At 55.2% G+C, this 21,586-nt stretch carries 22 protein-coding genes; 13 read left to right on the top strand and 9 right to left on the bottom strand.

Annotation, left to right across the window (positions count from 1 at the left end; translation table 11 throughout):
* Window positions 1-36: 36 nt before the first annotated feature.
* Window positions 37-381, top strand: coding sequence for a helix-turn-helix domain-containing protein (locus tag AC6I8X_RS26420; RefSeq protein WP_313684748.1), 345 nt, complete (start codon window positions 37-39; stop codon window positions 379-381).
* Complete coding sequence (locus AC6I8X_RS26425; RefSeq protein ID WP_497841734.1) at window positions 353-736, top strand: hypothetical protein; 384 nt, start codon at window positions 353-355, stop codon at window positions 734-736. Before AC6I8X_RS26420 ends, AC6I8X_RS26425 begins: the two co-directional genes overlap by 29 nt.
* A gap of 92 nt (window positions 737-828) precedes the next feature.
* On the opposite strand, the gene AC6I8X_RS26430 is transcribed toward AC6I8X_RS26425, so the two are convergent.
* Window positions 829-1,689 (bottom strand): LysR family transcriptional regulator, encoded by an 861-nt coding sequence (locus AC6I8X_RS26430; RefSeq protein ID WP_497841735.1) that lies wholly within the window; start codon window positions 1,687-1,689, stop codon window positions 829-831.
* Between the two features lie 91 nt (window positions 1,690-1,780).
* On the opposite strand from AC6I8X_RS26430, the gene AC6I8X_RS26435 reads away from it, so the two are divergent.
* From AC6I8X_RS26435 to AC6I8X_RS26445, 3 genes are all read left to right on the top strand, one after another.
* Complete coding sequence (locus AC6I8X_RS26435) at window positions 1,781-2,194, top strand: VOC family protein (RefSeq protein WP_497841736.1); 414 nt, start codon at window positions 1,781-1,783, stop codon at window positions 2,192-2,194.
* Window positions 2,195-2,331: 137 nt separating this feature from the next.
* Window positions 2,332-3,549 (top strand): pyridoxal phosphate-dependent aminotransferase, encoded by a 1,218-nt coding sequence (locus AC6I8X_RS26440; protein ID WP_497841737.1) that lies wholly within the window; start codon window positions 2,332-2,334, stop codon window positions 3,547-3,549.
* A complete protein-coding gene (locus AC6I8X_RS26445; RefSeq protein WP_313684735.1) occupies window positions 3,546-4,829 on the top strand; it encodes a Zn-dependent hydrolase in 1,284 nt (427 codons plus the stop codon). The genes AC6I8X_RS26440 and AC6I8X_RS26445 overlap by 4 nt, the downstream gene beginning before the upstream one ends.
* Here AC6I8X_RS26445 and AC6I8X_RS26450 read toward each other — a convergent pair.
* From AC6I8X_RS26450 to AC6I8X_RS26465, 4 genes are all read right to left on the bottom strand, one after another.
* Window positions 4,820-5,491, bottom strand: coding sequence for a GntR family transcriptional regulator (locus AC6I8X_RS26450; RefSeq protein WP_084879076.1), 672 nt, complete (start codon window positions 5,489-5,491; stop codon window positions 4,820-4,822). The genes AC6I8X_RS26445 and AC6I8X_RS26450 overlap by 10 nt on opposite strands.
* Before the next feature lie 136 nt (window positions 5,492-5,627).
* Complete coding sequence (locus tag AC6I8X_RS26455) at window positions 5,628-6,425, bottom strand: transporter substrate-binding domain-containing protein (RefSeq protein WP_084879075.1); 798 nt, start codon at window positions 6,423-6,425, stop codon at window positions 5,628-5,630.
* 47 nt (window positions 6,426-6,472) lie between these two features.
* Window positions 6,473-7,129, bottom strand: coding sequence for an amino acid ABC transporter permease (locus AC6I8X_RS26460; protein ID WP_497841738.1), 657 nt, complete (start codon window positions 7,127-7,129; stop codon window positions 6,473-6,475).
* Window positions 7,126-7,929 carry an amino acid ABC transporter ATP-binding protein gene (locus AC6I8X_RS26465; protein WP_299446838.1) on the bottom strand — a complete coding sequence of 268 codons (804 nt, stop codon included), beginning with the start codon at window positions 7,927-7,929 and terminating at the stop codon, window positions 7,126-7,128. Before AC6I8X_RS26465 ends, AC6I8X_RS26460 begins: the two co-directional genes overlap by 4 nt.
* A 109-nt stretch (window positions 7,930-8,038) precedes the next feature.
* On the opposite strand from AC6I8X_RS26465, the gene AC6I8X_RS26470 reads away from it, so the two are divergent.
* Entirely contained in the window at window positions 8,039-9,004 is a 966-nt protein-coding gene (locus tag AC6I8X_RS26470; RefSeq protein ID WP_497841739.1) for a hydroxyacid dehydrogenase, read from the top strand.
* Between the two features lie 11 nt (window positions 9,005-9,015).
* Here the strand turns inward: AC6I8X_RS26470 and AC6I8X_RS26475 are convergent, their stop codons facing one another.
* Entirely contained in the window at window positions 9,016-9,795 is a 780-nt protein-coding gene (locus AC6I8X_RS26475) for a LamB/YcsF family protein (RefSeq protein WP_299446832.1), read from the bottom strand.
* Window positions 9,796-9,939: 144 nt separating this feature from the next.
* Here AC6I8X_RS26475 and pxpB point away from each other — a divergent pair, with 144 nt between their 5' ends.
* From pxpB to AC6I8X_RS26490, 3 genes are read left to right on the top strand one after another with little or no spacing between them, the layout of a single operon-like run.
* Window positions 9,940-10,671 carry a 5-oxoprolinase subunit PxpB gene (gene pxpB / locus AC6I8X_RS26480; RefSeq protein WP_332669459.1) on the top strand — a complete coding sequence of 244 codons (732 nt, stop codon included), beginning with the start codon at window positions 9,940-9,942 and terminating at the stop codon, window positions 10,669-10,671.
* On the top strand, window positions 10,668-11,615 hold the full coding sequence (locus tag AC6I8X_RS26485; RefSeq protein ID WP_497841740.1) for a 5-oxoprolinase subunit C family protein: 948 nt from the start codon (window positions 10,668-10,670) through the stop codon (window positions 11,613-11,615). The genes pxpB and AC6I8X_RS26485 overlap by 4 nt, the downstream gene beginning before the upstream one ends.
* A gap of 31 nt (window positions 11,616-11,646) precedes the next feature.
* Complete coding sequence (locus AC6I8X_RS26490) at window positions 11,647-12,573, top strand: dihydrodipicolinate synthase family protein (protein WP_497841960.1); 927 nt, start codon at window positions 11,647-11,649, stop codon at window positions 12,571-12,573.
* Between the two features lie 45 nt (window positions 12,574-12,618).
* Here AC6I8X_RS26490 and AC6I8X_RS26495 read toward each other — a convergent pair whose 3' ends face one another.
* Window positions 12,619-12,954 carry a helix-turn-helix domain-containing protein gene (locus AC6I8X_RS26495; RefSeq protein WP_497841741.1) on the bottom strand — a complete coding sequence of 112 codons (336 nt, stop codon included), beginning with the start codon at window positions 12,952-12,954 and terminating at the stop codon, window positions 12,619-12,621.
* The gene (locus AC6I8X_RS26500; RefSeq protein WP_497841742.1) at window positions 12,951-13,301 is read right to left on the bottom strand and encodes a type II toxin-antitoxin system RelE/ParE family toxin; all 351 of its coding nucleotides are present in this window, start codon (window positions 13,299-13,301) and stop codon (window positions 12,951-12,953) included. Before AC6I8X_RS26500 ends, AC6I8X_RS26495 begins: the two co-directional genes overlap by 4 nt.
* A gap of 165 nt (window positions 13,302-13,466) precedes the next feature.
* Between AC6I8X_RS26500 and AC6I8X_RS26505 the strand changes: the two genes are divergently transcribed.
* Window positions 13,467-13,682, top strand: coding sequence for a hypothetical protein (locus AC6I8X_RS26505; protein WP_497841743.1), 216 nt, complete (start codon window positions 13,467-13,469; stop codon window positions 13,680-13,682).
* 27 nt (window positions 13,683-13,709) lie between these two features.
* On the opposite strand, the gene nifJ is transcribed toward AC6I8X_RS26505, so the two are convergent.
* Window positions 13,710-17,228 carry a pyruvate:ferredoxin (flavodoxin) oxidoreductase gene (gene nifJ / locus AC6I8X_RS26510; RefSeq protein WP_497841744.1) on the bottom strand — a complete coding sequence of 1,173 codons (3,519 nt, stop codon included), beginning with the start codon at window positions 17,226-17,228 and terminating at the stop codon, window positions 13,710-13,712.
* Window positions 17,229-17,582: 354 nt separating this feature from the next.
* Between nifJ and nifH the strand changes: the two genes are divergently transcribed.
* The 3 genes from nifH to nifK are packed head-to-tail and all read left to right on the top strand — an operon-like array spanning window position 17,583 to window position 21,557.
* The gene (gene nifH / locus AC6I8X_RS26515) at window positions 17,583-18,464 is read left to right on the top strand and encodes a nitrogenase iron protein (protein ID WP_313686481.1); all 882 of its coding nucleotides are present in this window, start codon (window positions 17,583-17,585) and stop codon (window positions 18,462-18,464) included.
* Window positions 18,465-18,490: 26 nt separating this feature from the next.
* Window positions 18,491-19,939: a nitrogenase molybdenum-iron protein alpha chain gene (gene nifD, locus AC6I8X_RS26520; RefSeq protein ID WP_497841745.1), complete on the top strand. Its 1,449-nt coding sequence runs from the start codon at window positions 18,491-18,493 to the stop codon at window positions 19,937-19,939.
* Between the two features lie 55 nt (window positions 19,940-19,994).
* Complete coding sequence (nifK, locus tag AC6I8X_RS26525) at window positions 19,995-21,557, top strand: nitrogenase molybdenum-iron protein subunit beta (RefSeq protein WP_497841746.1); 1,563 nt, start codon at window positions 19,995-19,997, stop codon at window positions 21,555-21,557.
* Window positions 21,558-21,586 lie beyond the last annotated feature (29 nt).

A 21,586-nucleotide genomic window follows, 5' to 3' on the forward strand; every position in this document is an offset into this window, starting at 1 on the left:
CCCCCACGGCGCGCTGCAATAAACCGGAGGAATCACATGGTCATTCATAAAGATACAGTGAATGAGTTGATGGTCTGGATAGACCGTAATATCCATCTCCCGCTGGTAATTTCTGCCGTTGCCACCAAGGCAGGCTATTCAAAATGGCACCTGCAACGACTCTTTAAAAGAGAAACGCAACAAACGCTGGGAGAATATATTCGTAAAAGGAGAGTCATTCTGGCCGCATCCGAACTCGCGTCCTCTCATGGTTCGATTCTTGATATTGCACTTAAATATGGTTTTGATAGCCAGCAATCTTTTACCCGGTCTTTTACGAAATATTTTCAGGAACCACCGGCAAGGTGGAGGCGTGAACACTATTCACCTGAACTTTATTAATCCACCAAATAATAACGTCAGCGAGGAAAGCATGAAAAGGCAACCTAAGCCAAAAGCCATTATTAAGACTTCACTATGGGGAATATGCAGTTTACTTGCCTGGACAGCACATGCAGCTGTTACAAACAACACCAACAACTTAGCCACCCGGTTGCAGAATAACTCACTGGCGGTGAAAAATTCGATAATCTCCAATGTGAGTACTCAGCAAAATAACAACGCAAGAAGGTTACAGATACAAATGCGCATCGATAGCCTGAGAAATGAAATTGGCGCAGCCAGAGACCGGTCATCGCGCAGTAGCAAAGAAAATCAACTTAGACAATTGCAGCAACAACTGATGAATATTAAATAGTCTGCAAAATGGGTATTGGGATGCGATGCCCTTCAATGTGGCATGCACCCTTTACAGGCACCCGATGCGCAACCATCGGGCGTGATGAACGATCATTGGGCGGAACTTAAGGCAGAAATGAGCAGATTAAGCAGTTGCTCGTTTATCGACTCCGGGCGCACCAGCAGAATAATTTTGCGATCGTAACCGCCGCCCACCGAGGTTTGCACCAGGTGCTGCGAAATCGCGGCAAGGCCCGGCCAGCGGGGCAGCAGGCTCACTCCCATCTTTTCTTTTACCAGCAGGGAAATCGCTTCGATTCCATCCAGCTCCAGTAACAGGCGGGGATGCAGGTCGTGATCATTCAGATACTGCTGTGCCAGCCGCCCGCCCCAGGAGTTGGGGTCATAACTGATATAAGGCAGCGTGCTGAGGGCGTGGGCAACATCCTGCTCCAGCGGTGCGCTGGACAACAGCATCAGTTCTTCGTGATGCAGCGGTTGCCAGCGGTAGCGTTTCGGGATTTCAAACGGTGGCTGGACCATAATCGCCGCATCGATAGCCTCACGAGCCAGCGCATCGTACAGCGTAGTGGACGTGCCGGGAATGATCTGCGGCCTGACATCCGGTGCCTGCCGATGCAGCGTCAGCAAGGCTCCGGGCAAAATCCCGGTCAGCGCCGTTGAGATGGCACCAATCTTCAGCGTCCCGCTCAGTGCATTGGCATGTACATCGCTACTCAGTAGCTCCACCTCACGCACGATACGCCTGGCGCGGGTCAGCATCGCCATCGCGGCATCGGTAGGTCTGGCGGTGTGCCCTACCCGGTTCAGCAACGGTGTGTCGAGTTCCCGCTCCAGTACCTGAATACGCTGACTCACCGCTGCGGCGGTAATCCCCTGACGACGCGCCGCTTCGGCGATGGAACCGCATTCAATGGCGGCAATCAGGCTGGCAAGGTACTTACTATCCAAAGCTATTCCTTACGATTGAATGCATAAAAACATGCTAACGCTTTTGTACGTGATTTGAGATTCTGCCTCAATCTTTAAATGGAGACAGAACATGAAATCTGCATTTCACCTTGCCTATCACGTCACCGCTCTCGATGAAAGCCGCCGTTTTTACGGTGAGTTACTGGGTTGCACCGAGGGACGCAGCACTGACACCTGGGTCGATTTCGACTTTTTTGGTCACCAAATATCCCTGCATCTCGGTGAACCCTTCGCGGTGACCAACACCGGTAAGGTGGGCGATCACATGGTGCCAATGCCCCATCTGGGACTGGTGCTGGAGATGACAGAATGGGAACCGCTGGCTGCCCGACTGCAACAGGCTGGCGTTGCATTCATCCTGCCACCACAAAAACGCTTCGTCGGTGAACCGGGTGAGCAGGCGATCATGTTTATGCAGGATCCGTCAGGCAACCCGATTGAAATCAAAGGATTTTCTGACTGGGACCGTGTGTTTGCTAAATAATCGGGTGGAACTTAGCACGCCTGCCGTTGCACACGCATCATCCTGAATTACATTGGCATTATTATTGCATTTCTTTGGTATGCCAAAGAAATTGCGCCGTCGCGCGCAGATATGATCACATTACGTAAGGGTTAAGGATGTCTCAGCAAAATATCGACAGCCGACTGGCGAAACGCGTCTCGCGCATTGGGCTGTCAATGACGGTCAAAATCGCGCAGCGCGCCCGCGAATTGCAGGCGCAGGGTAAGAAAATTATCAATATGGGTGCCGGTGAGCTGGATTTTGATACCCCGGAATACATCAAGCTGGGGGCCATCAAGGGCATCCTTGAGGGTCAGACCCGTTATACCAACGTCGGGGGCACCACCGCACTCACTCAGGCGATTCAGCAAAAATTCCAGCGCGAAAACCAGCTCTCCTATGAACTGAGCGAAATCGTTGCTGGCACCGGTGCCAAGCAACTGCTGTTCAACGCCTTGCAGGCGACCGTCGATGAGAGCGACGAAGTGATCATCCCGGCCCCCTACTGGGTATCCTACCCGGATATGGTCAGGCTGGCCGACGGCACGCCGGTTACTGTCACCACCACGGTTGATAGCGGGTACAAAATTACCCCGGACCAGCTCCGCGCTGCTCTTACAGCGCAAACCAAATGGCTGCTGATTAACTCGCCAGGTAATCCGACCGGGGCGATTTACTCGCGTGAGGAATTGCAGGCACTGGCTGACGTACTGAAGGACTATCCGCGCGTGCTGGTGCTGTCTGACGATATCTATGAACCGCTCACCTACGATGTGCCGTTTATTTCCTTTGCCACGGCGGCACCGGAGCTGAAAGATCGCACCCTCACGCTAAACGGCGTATCTAAAGGCTACGCGATGACCGGCTGGCGTCTGGGATATGCGGCGGGTCCGGAATGGTTGATCAAGGCGATGGAGAAGATCCAGGCGCAAAGTACCTCGAACCCGAGTTCCGTTAGCCAGGCTGCCGCCGCCACTGCGCTGATGGGCGATTCCTCGTTTCTGACCGGCTGGCGTGACATCCTCGTCAAACGCCGCGACGAGGCATGTGAGATTCTGGCCGCCTCTTCCCTGCTGCATCTGGAAAAGCCGCAGGGTGCATTTTATCTGTTTGTCGATTGTCAGCCAGCTCTGGGGAAAACCCTGGCCGATGGCAGTGTACTGGCGGATGACCTCGATATCGCCCGCTTCCTGATCGAGCACGCCAGCGTGGCAGTGGTACCTGGTAGTGCCTTTGGCATGTCGGGTCATTTCAGGCTGGCCTTCAGCATCGCCAGTGAAGATGTCACTGCGGCCTGTAAGGCGATCGTCGCCGCGATGGAGACATTGAAATGATGCCTGCTACCCTGCCAGAGCCGGATCTGGCGCTGGCCGAAACGTTGTTTGCCCAGCTGCGTGAAATGAGTTTTGACGGCAAAGGCATCACCCGCGATGCCTACGGCCCCGGCGAGCAGCGCGCTCATGATCTGGTCAGCCAGCTTGCCCGCAAGCTGGGCTTTGAAGTGATGACCGATGCAGCGGTCAACCTTTATATCATCCTGCCCGGCGCGGACCGCCATGCGCCGAAAGTGGTGGTCGGTTCGCACCTCGACTCAGTACCCGCCGGGGGTAACTACGATGGCGCGGCTGGCGTGCTGGCTGGTCTGGCGATTCTGGCGGGCTGGAAAGCGGCAGGCCTTGTGCCACCCTGCGATCTGATGCTGATTGCGATTCGCGCTGAAGAAAGCGCATGGTTTCCTATCTCCTATCTGGGAAGCAAGACGGTGCTGGGACAACTGACCCGTGCCGACCTGGCGATTCTGCGCCGGGACAACCAAATCTCCATCGCGCAGCACATGATCAACTGTGGCGGCAATCCCGATAAGGTGGTGGATGAGCCACCGCTGTTTGAGCCAGCACAGTTGCGAGCTTTCCTGGAAATCCATATTGAACAGGGGCCGGTCCTGGAAAGCGCGGAGATCCCGGTCGGGATCGTCAGCGGCATTTGCGGCAGCTTGCGCTACCGTTTTGCCCGGGCATACGGACAATACGCACATTCCGGTGCCTGCCCTTCGTGGTGCCGTCAGGATGCCGTCATCGCCGCCGCAGAGCTGGTGAGCGAAATGCACCGTTACTGGCATGAGCTGGAGAAAGCCGGACACGAACTTACCGTCACCTTTGGCCGCTTCTTTACCGATGCCGTCGATGCCGATATGAGTAAGGTCAGCGGGCTGGTGGATTTCTCAATTGATTTTCGCTCGCGTAATGCGCAGACGCTGCAAACCATCGATGCGCATCTGCAACAGACGGCCGCAGCAATTTCGCAGCGTCACGGTGTGCGGTTTGATTTCGGTGAGCAGAGTCGCAGTACCCCAGCCCTGATGGATCCGGGGCTGGTAGTGGCGTTGCAGAATGCGGCAGATGATCTGGCGATCAACACGCAAGTGATGCCGAGCGGCGCGGGCCATGATTGTGCGCAGTTCGTGAACTGCGGTGTACCCGGCGCGATGTTGTTTGTCCGTAACCAGAACGGCAGCCACAATCCTGATGAGGCAATGGAGTTCTCAGATTTTGCGCTTGCCGTCCGGGTGCTGAATCAAACTCTGTTTACGATGATGTTCAGGGATCAGAACTGACTCAGACGTTTGATAATGCCCTGACGGACGTTATCGATATGCGCGGCAACCAGACTTTGTGCCAGATCTGGCTGGTTGTCGCGCAGTGCCTGAATAATTTGCAGGTGCTCGCGATGGCCAGCTTCAAAGCGTTCCGGCACTTCGCTTAAATTAAACATATGCGTTTTCAGGCGCAGAGTTTTGATGTAATCAGCCATGGTTTTGTTGCCGCTGTAAAAAGCGATAGTCTCATGAATGCGCGAATCCGCAGCCCAGTCCTCTTCCGTATCCGGCACTTTCTTGATCAGCAGCCCTTCGACCAGCGTCTGAATCGCGTCCAGCTCGCTCAGCGGAATTTTACCTGTCGCCAGACGTGTCGCCTCGGCCTCCAGCACACGCCGGATATGCAGGGTTTCAATTAACTCCTGAATCGAAAACTCTTTAACGACCGGCGTTCTGCCGCCGTTACGTGCGATAAACCCTTCATTTTCCAGCCGGTTCAGCGCATTACGCACCGGTGTACGGGAGATATCCAGCATCTCTGCCAGGCGTCGTTCCTGCAACACGGTGTTGACCGCAAATTCACGGCTGATGATTTTATTCAGGATGGTTTCATAGGCTTTCTGGCTTAAATTCTGCTCGCCGTCATCCGCCTCTTTTAATAACTGGTCAGCCAGCGCCATGATTGATCACCCGCATAATTTTCCCTTCCCCGCCATTGTCGTGGCCGCTCGATTACCGTTAACGGCGATGATATGAGTTTTTATCTTCACAGAGAAGCCCTGGCGCATTCCGGATGCGCTCAGGGCCGGTCGAGGATTATTGCGGCAGTGTCAGTACCGGATTCTTCGGGGCAGGATCGAGACCGACAATCGCTGTCGTCAGGCGGGCAAAGGTCCCGTCACTTTTCATATCAGCCAGCGCTTTGTTCACCGCCGCCACCAGGTTGGGTTTGCCTTTGGCGAAAGTGAAGCCTTTCTGCACCTGGCTCAGGTAGCCGGGCACCTGCACGAACGGCAGGTGGTTATGCTCGATCAGGTAGGCGTTGCCGATGGAATCGTTAATCACGCCGTCGAGATTACCATTGATCATATCCTGCACCGCAGAGGTGATGTCGCTGTAGTTTTTCAGCTGGGCACCGTGTTCCTCGGCCAGTCGGGCATAGGTGGATGACACCTGCGCGCCGATTTTCTTACCTTTAAGATCATCCGGCGTTTTGATACTGGTGTCTTTCGGAGCGAGGATTCGCCCGCCGGATTCAATCCATGCATCGGCAAATACCACGGATTTCTGGCGTTCCGGGGTGATATCAATGGCAGCCATGCTCATATCAAACTTGTTGGCCTGTAAGCCGATCAGAATCGAGTCCCACTTGGTGACCACTGGCACCAGTTTCAGGTGCAGGCGCTTAGCGACTTCGGTCATCACCGCGATTTCCAGACCCGAGATTTGGCCGCCTGGGCCGCGCATGCTGTACGGCGGTGCCGTGCCCTCGGTGGCAACGCGCAGTTCGCCCGGTGTCAGCAGCTCCAGCTTTTTATCCCCTTCCGCAAAGGCGGCAGTCGAACTCAGCAGTGAAGTGAGCAAAAGACCGCAAATAAATGACTTCAATTTCATGCAAAAACTCCCATTAAGATGATGGTGTGGTAGCAAAACAAGGCAGATTAAACGTATCTCTCCTGGCGACGTTCCAGCCAGCCAGTCAGTCGCGTCAGCAAGGTGGTCATCACCAGGTAAATCACGGATGCTGCGATGTAAAATTCAAAAGGACGGAAGGTGCTGGAGATAATGGTCTGCGCATATAAGGTCACGTCCATCACGGTAATCGTCGAGAGCAGCGAAGTGTTTTTCAGCGCCGAGATCGCCTCATTGGTCAGCGATGGCAGAATGATGCGGAACACCTGCGGCAGAATAATGCGGCGCATCACGTCACTTTTGGACATACCCAGCGCGTAAGAGGTCTCGATCTGGCTTTTCGGAATGGCATTCAGCCCGGTGCGAATGATTTCAGCGACATAAGCGCCACCGTTGAGCGCCAGTGCAATAACACCAGCAAAAAAAGGCGAGAAGCTGAGGCCAAACTGCGGCAGGCCGAAATAGATGATAAACACCTGAATCAGCGCCGGCGTGCCGCGAATAAACCAAATATAAAATTCAGCAATTTTTTTCAGTGCGACGATGTGTGATCGCTTTGCCAGTGCGGCCAGCAAACCAAATACCCAGCTAAGGACAATGGTCAGCACGGTAATACCCAGCACGATAATCGCGGCAGTCAGAAAGCCGCTGCCATAATCCTGAAGATCCTGATAAAGCTGCATCATGCGGCGTTTCCTTTAATAGCTTTAATATCGTCGTGTAAAATGCGGCTGAGGAACTGGCGCAGGCGCGGACTTTCCGGCTCGGCCAGCACTTTTTCCGGGGGACCGTCAACCGCCATCACGCCCTGATCGAAGAACAACACGCGCGACGAGACTTCCCGCGCAAAGGCGATTTCATGGGTGACCAGCAGCATGGTCATGCCCTCTTCGGCCAGCATCGCAATCAGGGCCAGCACCTCGCCCACCAGCTCGGGATCGAGCGCGGACGTTGCCTCATCAAACAACATCATTTTGGGTTTCATCGCCAACGCACGCGCAATGGCCACGCGCTGCTGCTGTCCGCCAGACAGACGCGCCGGATACTGAAATCTTTTTTCAAACATGCCCACGCGGTTCAGTAACTCCTCGGCAATTTTTACCGCTGCACTGCGCGTCATTTTTTTCACCCGCATCGGCGCTTCAATGACGTTCTCCAGTACCGTCATATGTGGCCACAGGTGATAGTTCTGGAACACCATGCCAATCTGCTGGCGCAGCAATTGCAGTTGCTGCTGGTCAGGCTGGGCGCGGGCGCCATCGCGAAAATCAAACGAAAACTCGCCGAAATCCATAAAGCCGCTCTGCGGCATTTCCATCACGTTCAGGCAGCGCAAAAAGGTGCTTTTGCCTGAGCCACTGGCGCCGATGATCGAAACGACCTCGCCCTGATGGACCTCAAGCGCCACGTTCTTCAGTACGTGAAGATCGCCAAAACTCTTGTTCAGCTCGCGGATTTTCAGTAAAGGCTTAATGGCCTCGCTCATACGGGGACTCCTGTGCGTTATTCAGTACTTAGCCATAATGTTTTTTCTTGGCATTCCAAAGAAATGCAAAGAGAATGCCAATAATGTTAAACACCATCAGGGAAACTCAATGAAACAGATATGCTGGGCACCACACCCGATAAACTCATCAGGAATCAATTACCTGGAAGAAAATGGCCTGGCCGTTTCCAGCGAAAATTCACCCGAAGATCCGCAGCAACGTCAGCAGATCGTGGCGGCCATTTTTCGTAGCGGAAAATTCACGCGCACGATGATGGAGCAATTTCCGCACCTGAGAGTCATTGCGGTGCACGGCGTTGGAACGGACGGCATTGATCTCGACGCCGCCACCGAAAACGGCATCGTGGTACTGAATACGCCAGGCATGAACAGCCGCTCGGTGGCGGAACACGCCCTCGCCCTGCTGTTTGATCTGGCGAAACGCCTGACCGTTTGTGATCGTGCCATCCACCAGCAGCAGTACATGGCGATAAAATACACGGGCGGTTTTCAGGAGATTTATGGCCTGACGCTGGGCATTGTCGGTTATGGCGCAATCGGGCAAATTCTGGCCCGCATGGCTGTGGCGCTGGGCATGAAGGTGCTGGTTCACACCAGCCAGCCAGCGGAGGTGATTGCCCAGGCGGGATGCAGTAAGGCTGATGATTTAACCATCCTGCTGCGTGAAAGTGATTTTGTCTCCCTGCATGCCCCTGCCACCGCCGATACTTATCACCTGATGGATCGCCAGCGTCTGGCGCTGATGAAACGCAGTGCCTGCCTGATCAACACCAGCCGTGGTTCACTGATCGATGAAAGCGCGCTGGCCGAGGCGCTACACCAGGGCGAGCTGGCGGGTGCGGGTCTTGACGTCTTCGAACAGGAGCCACTGGCATCTGATTCTCCGCTGATGAGCGCACCGAACCTTATTCTCACCCCGCATACCGCCGCCTCTTCGGATAGCGCAATGCGCAATATGGCGCTGGCAGCGGCACAGGGGGTGGTGACGGTACTGAATAATCAGCCGCCACATTCGCTGATCAATCCGGTAGTCTGGTCAACGCGGCGTCAGTAATTCGCGGTACTTCAGCCTTTCGCGGCCAGCACCTGCGCCATCGGGGCAAACCGGATGCCCCGTCCTTCCAGCAGGCTGCGAACGGCGCGGGCCATATCTACCGCGCCGGGCGAGTCGCCGTGTACGCAGAGCGAGTCGATCTCCACCGGAAGGGTGCTGCCGTTTACCGTGGTAATGGCGGATTGATCGATCATGCGCAGGATGCGTTCGCTGGCGAGTTGTGGATCGTGCAGCACCGCGCCGGGTAGCTGGCGCGAAAGCAGATTGCCGTTTGCAGCGTAAGCGCGATCGACATAAATTTCTCTTATGACCCTCAGCCCCTGCTGCACGGCGGCCGCCTCGGTGCACATCCCGGGCATCACCACCATAATCAGATCCTTATCCACCTGATAAATAGCTTCTGCCACTGCCTTCGCCCATTCGCTGTTTTCCGCCGCCATATTGCCGAATGCCCCATGGGTTTTGACGTGTTGCAGGGAAAAGCCCTGACTTTCCGCCAGCGCCTTCAGTGCGCCGATCTGGTAGATCACCATGTTGCGGATCTGCTGTGGTGTGAAGCCGTAGATCGGCCTGCGGCCAAAACCGGCCAGATCGAGGAAGCCAGGGTGGGCACCCACTGCGACGTTTTTTTCCCTTGCATGTTGTAACGTTGTGCACATCACATCCGGGTCACCTGCGTGAAATCCGCAGGCGATATTGGCGGAAGTCACGATCGAGAGCATCTCCTCATCCGCTCCCATCTTCCAGACGCCGAAGCTTTCTCCCATGTCACAGTTCAGGTCAATCAACATCAAAATTCACTCCAGGCTACTGATATTCATCTGTTTATTCAGGCAATAAGTATTTAATCTGACAGCGTTTATTGACAACATTTTTATGGTATGCCAAAAGTATTCCATGATGCAAATAACGAAAATGTATGTCAGGACGCAAACGTGAATGAAGACGTCATGCCGCTGAGCTGGGCGATTCAGACCATCGCCGATCAGGCGGTGAATATCGATTTTGGTGAAGTGATTGACGCGCGGGTGAATCAGCGCGTGACGTCGTTAGCGGCAGCCATCAGGCAACAAAACATAGCGGGCGTCACCGGTTGTATTCCGACCTACCGATCGCTAACGGTGACTTATGACTCGGTCGTTATCCGCCAGAGGGAACTGATCCAGGCTGTAGAGTTGCTGCTCAACACGGACGTGCTGCACACGCCGCCGCGTAAGTGCTGGCTGATACCGGCTTGTTACGGCGGTGACTACGGCATCGATCTGGCAAGCTCAGCGACCACCCTGGGCCTGACACCCGCCGAATTGATTGAGATCCACAGTGCCCAGCCCTATCGCATCTATATGATTGGTTTTATGCCGGGTTTTGCTTATCTGGGTGGACTCGATCCGCGTTTACACCTCGCACGACGGACATCACCGCGCCAGGAAGTGCCCGGCGGCAGCATCAGTATCGGCGGAGTTCAGTCGGCTATCGGCTCCGTCGCTGCGCCCAGCGGCTGGCATTTGCTGGCACGAACGCCGGTAAAAAGTTTCGATCCACAGCGTGAGCAGCCTTTTTTATTTAACGCGGGCGAGGAAGTGCGTTTTATCCCCGTCAGCGAACACGATTATCAGACGTTACTTGCCGATCGACACTACCAGCCTGAATGGAGCCTGCTGCCATGAATGATTTCGAGGTGCTATCACCAGGCGTCATGTCAACCTTGCAGGACAGCGGGCGCGTCGGTTATGAGGATCGTGGCGTGCCACCTTCGGGGGCGATGGATGAATTAAGCTTTGCCCTTGCCAATGCGCTGGTGGGCAACGCCGCCAACACCGGCGCCATCGAATTTACGCTAACCGGGCCGAGGCTAAAGCTGTGCGGTGATGAACCCTGCATCTTCGCCATTACCGGCGATGCGGTAGCGACGTTGAACGAGACGCCCTGCCCGACTTATCAGTCCCTGCAAATGCTGCCGGGTGATGTTCTGGTCATTCAGCGCCTGCGCTCTGGGGCGCGCGGTTATCTTGCCGTCGCCGGGGGTTTTGCGGTGCAGCCGCAACTGGGCAGCGTCGCTACGCTTGTCAGAGCAAAGCTGGGTGGCTTTGACGGACGTCCGCTACAGAAAAATGACCGGTTACCGCTGGCGGTCCCGACACGGCAGGGACGTCCAGGCCTCCGCACCGACCGTATTTTTCCACAGATGGAGAAACGCCCGGTACGGGTGATCTGGGGGCCGCAGGACAGTTATTTTGATGATGCCGCGCGCGCACGTTTTCAGTCCCAGACTTATACGTTATCCCCCCAGTGTGACCGTATGGGGTATCGCCTGCATGGCGAGCCACTTAACCACACCCGGGGTTTCAATATTATTTCCGATGCCATTGCCCATGGCAGCATCCAGATTCCTGGCGACGGCTTGCCGATCGTGGCAATGAACGATCGGCAGACCACCGGCGGATACCCGAAAATCGCCACCGTGATTCGGGCCGACCTGGCGCGCCTGGGCCAGTTGAAACCGGGCGATGCGGTGCGTTTTGAAGCGGTGTCGGTTGAGAAAGCGGAAGAGATCTGGCGAGGTCGCCAGGCGATTTTAAACGAAAAACGGGCCGCGCTGGATCAGCAGTGATTGCCCGTCGCTGAGTAACAAGGAAACGATGATGTCTCTGATTACTAACCTGACGAAAGGCGTTTATGTTATTGCGGTCACGCCGTTTTTGCCGGATGGCGCTATCGATCGCAGCAGCATCGACAGCGTTACCGACTTTTACTTTGACCAGGGTGCGGATGGCCTGACGATCCTCGGCATGATGGGTGAAGCGCCTAAGCTGACACTGGAAGAATCGGTTGCAATTACCCGCCAGACGCTGAAACGAGCAGCGGGCAAACCGGTGATTGTCGGCGTGTCTGCGCCAGGGCTGGCGGCGATCGGTGAGCTATCGCACCGGGTAATGGAGGCTGGGGCTGACGGGGTGATGGTCGCTCCCCCTTCAGCACTGCGCACCGACGAGCAGATCCTCAACTACTACCGCAACGTCATCGAGACGTTGGGGCCAGACGTGCCCGTGGTGCTACAGGATTTCCCGCTTGCCAGCGGCGTACAAATGTCGTCAGAGGTGCTTATCAGGCTGTTCGCCGCGCATCCGAGCATAGTGATGCTGAAACATGAGGACTGGCCAGGCCTGCAAAAGATCAGCGCTATTCGTCAGTCGGAAGCAGACGGCAGTCGTCGCGTCTCCATCCTGTGCGGCAACGCGGGGATGTTCTTACCAGAAGAGATGGCGCGCGGTGCCGATGGTGCAATGACCGGTTTCGGCTATCCGGAAATGATGGTTGAAGTGACACGGCTGGTCAGTAACGGCCAGCGCGATGTAGCGCAGGATATTTTTGATGTGTACCTGCCGCTGATGCGCTATGAGCAACAGCCTGGTCTTGGGCTGGCAATCAGAAAACACATTCTTGCGCGCCGTGGTGCCATTGCCCACGCCTCACAGCGCCGTCCCGGCAGCGTGCTCAGCAGTGCAGCGATCAGCGAGGTGGAATACCTTATCACCCGCCAGGAAGCGAAGCTGGCACAACTGCGTTAGTACAACCTGGCAAAGCCTGGCGGGGGGATGAGTACATTCAATTCTTCACTCAACAATCATGCGAACAGTTTTGCCTGTGTGCTGTACCATGCCCACCAAAGCATCAATGGTAAATTTGTCGGTTTTTTGGTTTACAGCATCAGAAAGCCGAGGGCGAGAAACATGCAGCAATTTAGCCGCTTCGACTTGTTTGTGTCCGCTGACTTTCATCCAGTTTTTGATTGCTGCCATGAGCTGTTTTTTTAATTCAATTGACTGGGCAATCTCGCGATCTGTTTCCGCAAGCAGTGCAGCAGCTGCATCCGGCTCAAATCCCAGATCTGCAAAGATGTTGTCTTCCGGATAAGTAATATGTGTAGTGATTTTATCTTTATCTTTCATGGTTTTTTACTCCGTTCATCAACTAACGCCTTATAGCGGTCTTTAATGAGGTTCACATCCTTTTGTGCAGTTTTTTGGGACTTTTTCTGGAAGCTATGAAGGACATAAATGGCCTCCTCAAAGCAGGCAACATACACAACGCGGAAAGCCCCATCCTCCGTTTTGATACGTATTTCAGCTACACCTGCCCCCCAATCAGTGATGGGTTTCCAGTCTGACGGTTCTTCATTAAACTGAATTTTGCGTAAAGCTTTGCCAGCCTCCTTCTTCGCATCCTCAGGAAAATCAATCAAGTCATCACGAGAACGGCCCCGCCATTCAATTTTTTTTGCCTGCCTGGTATCCATACCCTCTCCAGTTATTATCTGTATAAAATTTTATACATTCCCGATGGGGAAATCAACGCTTACACAACACAGAATGCGCCGTCGGTATAAAAATCCGTACTCATTTCACCCTCAACCTCACCCCACGCGTGCCGATATCTCTGAAAACCCCAACCGGAGATGTTGATGGACCTGCCACCGATAACAAAAGGCAAGCGCATCTATGACCTGCTCAAAGAGGCAGGTATGCAGCTGCATGACTGGCCTCATGCGAATGACCCGAGCCGCAATCAGCGCTGGGCGTGGCTGGAAGGTGATATCGCCGTGGTGAATGTGTGGGTGCACAAACTTGTCGCTCCTGCCTTGCCGGGAGATCCTATTCGCCGTCACTCGCCCCCCTGACCCACAGGGGGACGATATCGTCAGCGCTTAAATATCCATCTCACCCGCCATGCGCCGATATTGTTCAAACCGCTGCTTCGCATCCAGTTCCGTCTGCTGAAGTAACTGATCCGCGGTTTCCGGGGCAGTACGGACTAACGAGGCATACCGCACCTCGCCCATCAGAAAATCACGGAAACTTTCTTCGGGTTCTTCTGAGTCGAGGATAAACGGATTTTTGCCACGCTGGACCAGCTGGGGGTTGTAGCGCCACAGGTGCCAGTAACCCGCCTCGACCGCGCGTTTCGCCTCGCGTTGGCTGCATCCCATCCCTGCTTTTAACCCGTGATTGATGCAGGCTGCGTAAGCAATCACCAGCGACGGACCCGGCCAGGCCTCCGCTTCAGCAATGGCACGCAATGTCTGCGCTTTATCCGCGCCCATGGCAATCTGGGCGACATAAACATTGCCGTAGCTGACCGCCATCATGCCGAGATCTTTTTTACGGGTGCGTTTCCCTTCTGCGGCAAATTTTGCAATCGCAGCGGCAGGGGTGGATTTCGAAGACTGCCCGCCGGTATTGGAATACACCTCGGTATCGTAGACCAGCACATTAACGTCCTCGCCTGATGCCAACACATGATCCAGGCCGCCAAAGCCAATATCGTAAGCCCAGCCATCGCCGCCAAAAATCCACTGGGAACGTTTGGCGAAATAATCCTGATTTTGGTAGAGACGGTTCAGCAGTGCATCATCACCCTTTTCCGCTGCCAGCAGCGCGCTGAGTTTTTCTGCCCGTTCGCGTGTGCCCTCGCCCCGGTCTTTCAGTTCCAGCCACTGATGCAGAGCCTGGTGCAATTCGCCACTCAGAGGCAGATGCAGCGCCTCGCTGGCACAGTGGGCCAGTTGTTCGCGGATCGCCCGTCCTCCCAGCATCATACCCAGACCAAATTCGGCGTTATCCTCAAACAGTGAATTAGCCCAGGCCGGTCCCTGCCCTTTATGGTTGGTGGTCCAGGGGATAGAGGGGGCGCTGGCTCCCCAGATGGAGGAACAACCGGTCGCATTGGCGATCATCATCCGGTCGCCAAACAGCTGCGTTACCAGCCGGGCATAAGGCGTTTCGCCGCAGCCCGCACAGGCACCGGAGAACTCCAGCAGCGGGGTTTCAAACTGGCTGCCTTTTACCGAGGTTTTGCCGAAGGGATTGGTTTTTGGCGACAGCCCCATCGCATAATCCCAGACCGTGCTCATATGACGCTGCGTTTCCAGCGGCTGCATACTGAGTGCCTTGCCTTTAGCCGGACAGATATCAACACAGTTACCACAACCGGAACAATCCAGCGGGGAGATCGCCAGGTGATACTCATAATCCGTCGCCCCCTGGGCTGGCTTGCTTAACAGCTCCGGCACCGCAAAATAACGTTCTTCGCTGGTCAGCAGCGCCGGACGAACGGCGGCATGAGGGCAGATAAACGCACATTGATTACATTGGGTGCAGCCGTCAGGATTCCATACCGGTACCTCCAGCGCGATCCCGCGTTTTTCCCACGCCGATGTGCCGGTGGGAAACGTACCGTCCTCCATCCCGGCGAAGGCACTTACCGGCAGTTTATCGCCACACTGGCGATTCATCGGAGCGAGGATGTCATTGATAAAATCAGGCACCATCAGCGCGGCAGCGGGCGTATCCGCCTGCCCGGCCCAGCGCTCCGGCACCAGCACCTCCTGAATCGCCTCCATCCCCAAATCAATGGCGGCATTATTCATATCGATAACATTTTGCCCTTTGCTGCCATAGGATTTTTCCACCGCCTGCTTTAAATAAGCCGCAGCAGTTGCAGGTTCAATGATGCCGGTGAGCTTAAAAAAGGCCGCCTGCATCAGCATATTAAAACGTCCGCCCAGCCCCAGCCGACGCGCAATCTCCACCGCATTCAGAGTGTAAAAACGAATGCTATTACGGGCGATGTAACGTTTGATATTCGCGGGCAACTTCTCCTCCAGCTCCTCACCAAACCAGGTGCAGTTGAGCAGAAAAGTTCCGCCCGGGTTTAACCCCTCCAGCAAGTCGTATTTATCGACATAGGATTGCTGCGAGCAGGAAATAAAATCAGCCCGGTGGATCAGATACGGGGCATTGATGGGACGCTGACCAAAACGCAGGTGGGAAACGGTAATCCCGCCGGATTTTTTCGAGTCATAGGCGAAATAGGCCTGGGCATACATCGGGGTTTTATCACCGATGATTTTGATCGCACTTTTGTTGGCACCCACCGTGCCATCCGAACCCAATCCCCAGAATTTACAGGCGGTGATCCCCTCGGTGGAAACCTGCACCTCGTTGACCGGCACCGGCAACGAAGTATGGGTGACGTCATCAAAAATCCCCACGGTAAAACCATCCTGCGGCGTCGGTTTTTTCAGGTTCTCAAATACGGAAAGGATATGGTCCGGCAGCACGTCCTTGCCGCCGAGGGCATAGCGTCCGCCCACAATTAATGGCGCATGCTCACGCTGATAAAATGCGTTTTTCACATCCAGGCACAGCGGTTCGGCCTGCGCGCCGGGTTCTTTGGTGCGATCCAGTACGGCGATGCGTTTTACACTGGCGGGGATGCGGGCAAAAAAGTGCGTTAAAGAAAAGGGCCGGAACAGATGGACCATCAGCACCCCCACCTTTTCGCCACTGTCGAGCAGCGCATCGACCACATCCTGGATGGTGTCGCATACCGACCCCATGGCGATAATGATGTGTTCGGCATCATCGGCACCATAATAATCAAACAGATGGTATTCACGTCCGGTGATGGCGCCGATCTCCGCCATGTAATTTTCCACGATGTCCGGCAGCGCCGCATAGAAACCGTTGGCGGCTTCGCGTTCCTGAAAATAAATATCCGGGTTCTGCGCCGTGCCACGAATCACCGGATGGTCCGGGTTGAGCGCATTGCGCCGGAAGCGGTCCAGCGCCTCACGATCCAGCAGCGGAGCCAGTTCTTCGTAATCCAGCACCTCGATTTTCTGGATTTCATGTGAGGTACGAAAACCGTCAAAGAAGTTGATAAACGGCACTCGTCCCTTAATGGCGGCCAGATGCGCCACCGCCGATAAATCCATCACCTGCTGCACGTTGCTTTCGGCCAGCATCGCACAGCCAGTCTGGCGTACTGCCATCACATCCTGATGATCGCCAAAGATATTCAGCGAATTGGTCGCCAGCGCCCTGGCGCTGACATGAAATACCCCAGGCAACAGCTCCCCGGCGATTTTGTAGAGATTCGGGATCATCAGCAGCAGGCCCTGCGATGCGGTGTAGGTGGTGGTTAATGCCCCCGCCTGGAGTGCACCGTGTACCGCTCCCGCGGCACCCGCTTCCGATTGCATCTCCATCACCCGCACCGGTTGACCAAACAGGTTCTTCTTCCCGGCGGCAGCCCACTCATCAACATTTTCCGCCATGGGCGTGGAGGGGGTGATGGGGTAAATCGCCGCCACATCGGTAAAGGCATAGGAGATCCAGGCCGCCGCCGCGTTGCCATCCATCGTTCTCATTGTTCCGGACATGTCTGTTTCCTCAAAAACCGTCGTGACCTTGCCCGAAGCACAGCCTGTGCCAGTTTGTCTGTTCTGAATAAAAACAATGAGATGGAAGAACTCCCTGCCGTATGGCGCAGGATGCATTGCGCGGAACAGCACAGCCAACCCGACAACCTGTTGAACAGCCGACAAAGTCACCGGCACGGCGGAATTGTCCTGTTTGCAACAATTGGTCTGGCGATTGTTTCCTGTTTGTTTTGCTGTTCAGCTGACGTGAAATAACAATGGCATTTATATCAACACCTTACCCAGGCTGGCATGGCTGGTATGTTCCCTGCACTGTTCCCTGAGCAAACACACCAAACCAACAGGAGACATACGATGACCATGCGTCAATGTGCCATCTACGGCAAAGGTGGTATCGGCAAATCCACCACGACACAAAACCTGGTCGCCGCACTGGCGGAGATGGGTAAGAAAGTCATGATAGTGGGCTGTGACCCGAAGGCGGACTCCACCCGTTTGATTCTGCATGCCAAAGCGCAGAACACCATTATGGAGATGGCGGCGGAAGTGGGTTCCGTGGAAGACCTCGAGCTGGAAGATGTGCTGCAAATCGGTTATGGCGACGTGCGCTGCGCCGAATCTGGCGGTCCGGAACCCGGCGTTGGCTGTGCTGGACGCGGCGTCATTACCGCCATCAACTTCCTCGAAGAAGAAGGAGCCTACGTACCCGATCTCGATTTTGTTTTCTATGACGTACTGGGTGACGTGGTGTGCGGTGGCTTTGCCATGCCCATCCGTGAAAACAAAGCTCAGGAGATCTACATCGTCTGTTCCGGGGAAATGATGGCGATGTACGCCGCCAACAACATCTCCAAAGGGATCGTGAAATATGCCAAATCCGGCAAAGTGCGTCTCGGCGGATTGATTTGTAACTCACGCCAGACCGACCGGGAAGATGAACTGATCATCGCGCTGGCGGAAAAGCTGGGTACCCAGATGATCCACTTTGTTCCGCGCGACAATATCGTCCAGCGTGCCGAAATCCGCCGCATGACGGTGATCGAGTACGACCCCACCTGCAAGCAGGCCAATGAATACCGCACCCTGGCAAGCAAAATCGTTAACAACACCATGATGGTGGTGCCGACGCCCTGCACCATGGATGAGCTGGAAGAACTGCTGATGGAGTTCGGCATTATGGATGCGGAAGACACCAGCATCATTGGTAAAACCGCCGCAGAAGAAAACGCGAGCTGATGCCCCAGGCCTAACAGGAGTCCTCCATGAGTAACGAAACAGCGGAGCGTAATCTGGCGATCATCCAGGAAGTGCTGGAGATCTACCCGGAGAAGACGCGCAAAGAACGCCGCAAACACATGATGGTGACCGACCCGGAAATGGAGAGCGTCGGTAAATGCATCATCTCCAACCGCAAATCGCAGCCAGGTGTGATGACGGTGCGCGGTTGCGCCTATGCAGGATCGAAGGGAGTGGTATTTGGTCCGATCAAAGATATGGCCCACATCTCGCACGGGCCGGTCGGTTGCGGCCAGTATTCACGCGCGGGCCGTCGTAACTACTTCACCGGGGTTAGCGGTGTCGATAGCTTTGTCACCCTCAACTTCACCTCGGATTTTCAGGAGCGCGACATCGTGTTTGGTGGTGACAAAAAGCTCACCAAACTGATTGAAGAGATGGAACAACTGTTCCCGCTCACCAAAGGGATCAGCATTCAGTCGGAATGTCCGGTCGGGTTGATTGGCGACGATATCTCTGCCGTCGCCAAAGCCAGCGAAAAGGCGATTAACAAGCCGGTGGTCCCGGTGCGCTGCGAGGGTTTTCGCGGCGTATCGCAATCCCTCGGTCATCATATCGCCAACGACGTGATCCGCGACTGGATCCTTGATAACCGCGAAGGCCAACCCTTTGCCACCACGCCTTACGATGTGGCCATTATCGGTGACTACAATATCGGTGGTGATGCCTGGGCTTCACGCATTCTGCTGGAAGAGATGGGGCTGCGGGTGGTGGCGCAATGGTCAGGTGATGGCACCTTGGTTGAAATGGAAAACACCCCGTTCGTAAAACTCAACCTGGTGCATTGCTATCGTTCGATGAACTACATCTCGCGCCATATGGAAGAGAAGCACGGTATCCCGTGGATGGAATACAACTTCTTCGGGCCGACCAAAGTGGCTGAGTCGCTGCGCAAAATTGCCGACCAGTTTGACGACACCATTCGGGCCAAGGCCGAAGCGGTCATCGCCCGATATCAGGCGCAGAACGACGCCATCATCGCGAAGTATCGTCCACGCCTGGAGGGCCGCAAGGTGCTGTTGTACATGGGCGGGCTGCGGCCACGCCATCTGATCGGGGCCTATGAAGATCTCGGTATGGAGATTATCGCCGCCGGTTACGAGTTCGGTCATAACGATGATTACGATCGTACCCTGCCGGATCTGAAGGAAGGCACCCTTCTGTTCGATGATGCCAGCAGTTATGAGCTGGAAGCCTTTGTGAAAGCGCTGAAACCGGACCTGATCGGCTCTGGCATTAAAGAAAAGTACATATTCCAGAAGATGGGCGTCCCGTTCCGCCAGATGCACTCCTGGGACTACTCCGGGCCCTATCACGGCTATGACGGCTTCGCCATCTTCGCCCGGGATATGGATATGACCCTGAACAATCCCGCCTGGGGCCAGTTAACCGCGCCCTGGCTGAAGTCCGCCTGACATCTCTTTTGCAATCCCGTCAGTTCACCGATTTGTGGCGCGGGAGGAGAACACCATGAGCCAGACTGTTGATAAGATTCATAATTGTCATCCCTTGTTTGAACAGGATGAGTATCAAACGCTGTTCAGTGGCAAACGATCGCAGGAAGAAGCCTGGGACCCGGCGCGCGTGCAGGAAGTCTTCCAGTGGACTACCACTGCCGAATATGAAGCGCTGAATTTTAAACGCGAAGCGCTGACGATTGACCCGGCCAAAGCCTGCCAGCCGCTGGGAGCGGTGCTCTGCTCGCTGGGATTTGCCAACACCCTGCCCTATGTCCACGGTTCGCAGGGATGCGTAGCGTATTTCCGCACCTACTTTAACCGTCATTTCAAAGAACCGGTGGCCTGCGTCTCTGACTCGATGACCGAGGACGCGGCGGTATTTGGCGGCAACAACAATATGAATACCGGGCTGCAAAATGCCAGCACCCTGTACCAACCGGAAATCATCGCAGTTTCCACCACCTGCATGGCTGAAGTCATCGGCGATGATTTACAGGCGTTTATCGCCAACGCCAAAAAAGACGGTTTTGTCGATGCCAGCCTGCCGGTGCCTTTTGCCCACACGCCCAGTTTTATCGGCAGCCATGTCACCGGCTGGGACAATATGTTTGAAGGTTTTGCCAAAACCTTCACCGCGGACCACGTAGCCCAGCCGGGCAAACTCCCACGCCTGAATCTGGTGACCGGATTTGAAACCTATCTGGGGAATTTCCGCGTACTGAAACGCATGCTGGCACAAATGGAGGTGCCCGCCAGCCTGCTTTCCGACCCTTCGGACGTGCTGGATACCCCGGCTGACGGCCATTACCACATGTACGCTGGCGGCACGACGCAGCAGGAAATGCGCGATGCCCCTGATGCCATCGACACCCTGCTGCTTCAGCCGTGGCAGCTGGTGAAAAGCAAAAAAGTGGTACAGGAGATGTGGAACCAGCCTGCCACTGAGGTGCAGATCCCGCTAGGACTGGCAGGCACGGACGAGTTACTGATGACCATCAGCCAGCTGACCGGCAAAGCCATCCCCGATGTGCTGGCGCTGGAACGTGGCCGTCTGGTGGATATGATGCTGGATTCCCACTCCTGGCTGCATGGGAAGAAATTCGGCCTGTATGGCGACCCGGATTTTGTCACGGGACTGACGCGCTTCCTGCTGGAGCTGGGTTGCGAACCTACGGTGATCCTGAGTCATAACGGCAACAAACGCTGGCAGAAGGCCATGAAGAAAATGCTGGAGGCGTCACCTTATGGGAAGGAGAGTGAGGTCTTTATCAACTGTGATTTATGGCATTTCCGATCCCTGATGTTCACCCGCCAGCCGGACTTTATGATCGGTAACTCCTACGCCAAATTCATCCAGCGCGACACCCTGGCAAAAGGCGAGCAGTTTGAAGTGCCGTTGATTCGCCTCGGCTTCCCGCTGTTTGATCGCCATCACCTGCATCGCCAGACCACCTGGGGTTACGAAGGGGCGATGAGCATTCTGACCACGCTGGTGAATGCGGTGCTGGAGAAAGTGGACAGAGACACCATCAAACTCGGCAAAACCGATTACGGCTTTGACCTTATCCGTTAACCAACACCTGCCCCGCAAGACGCGGGGCT

The organism is Pantoea sp. X-Soil-TKNS-1280 (assembly GCF_059730475.1).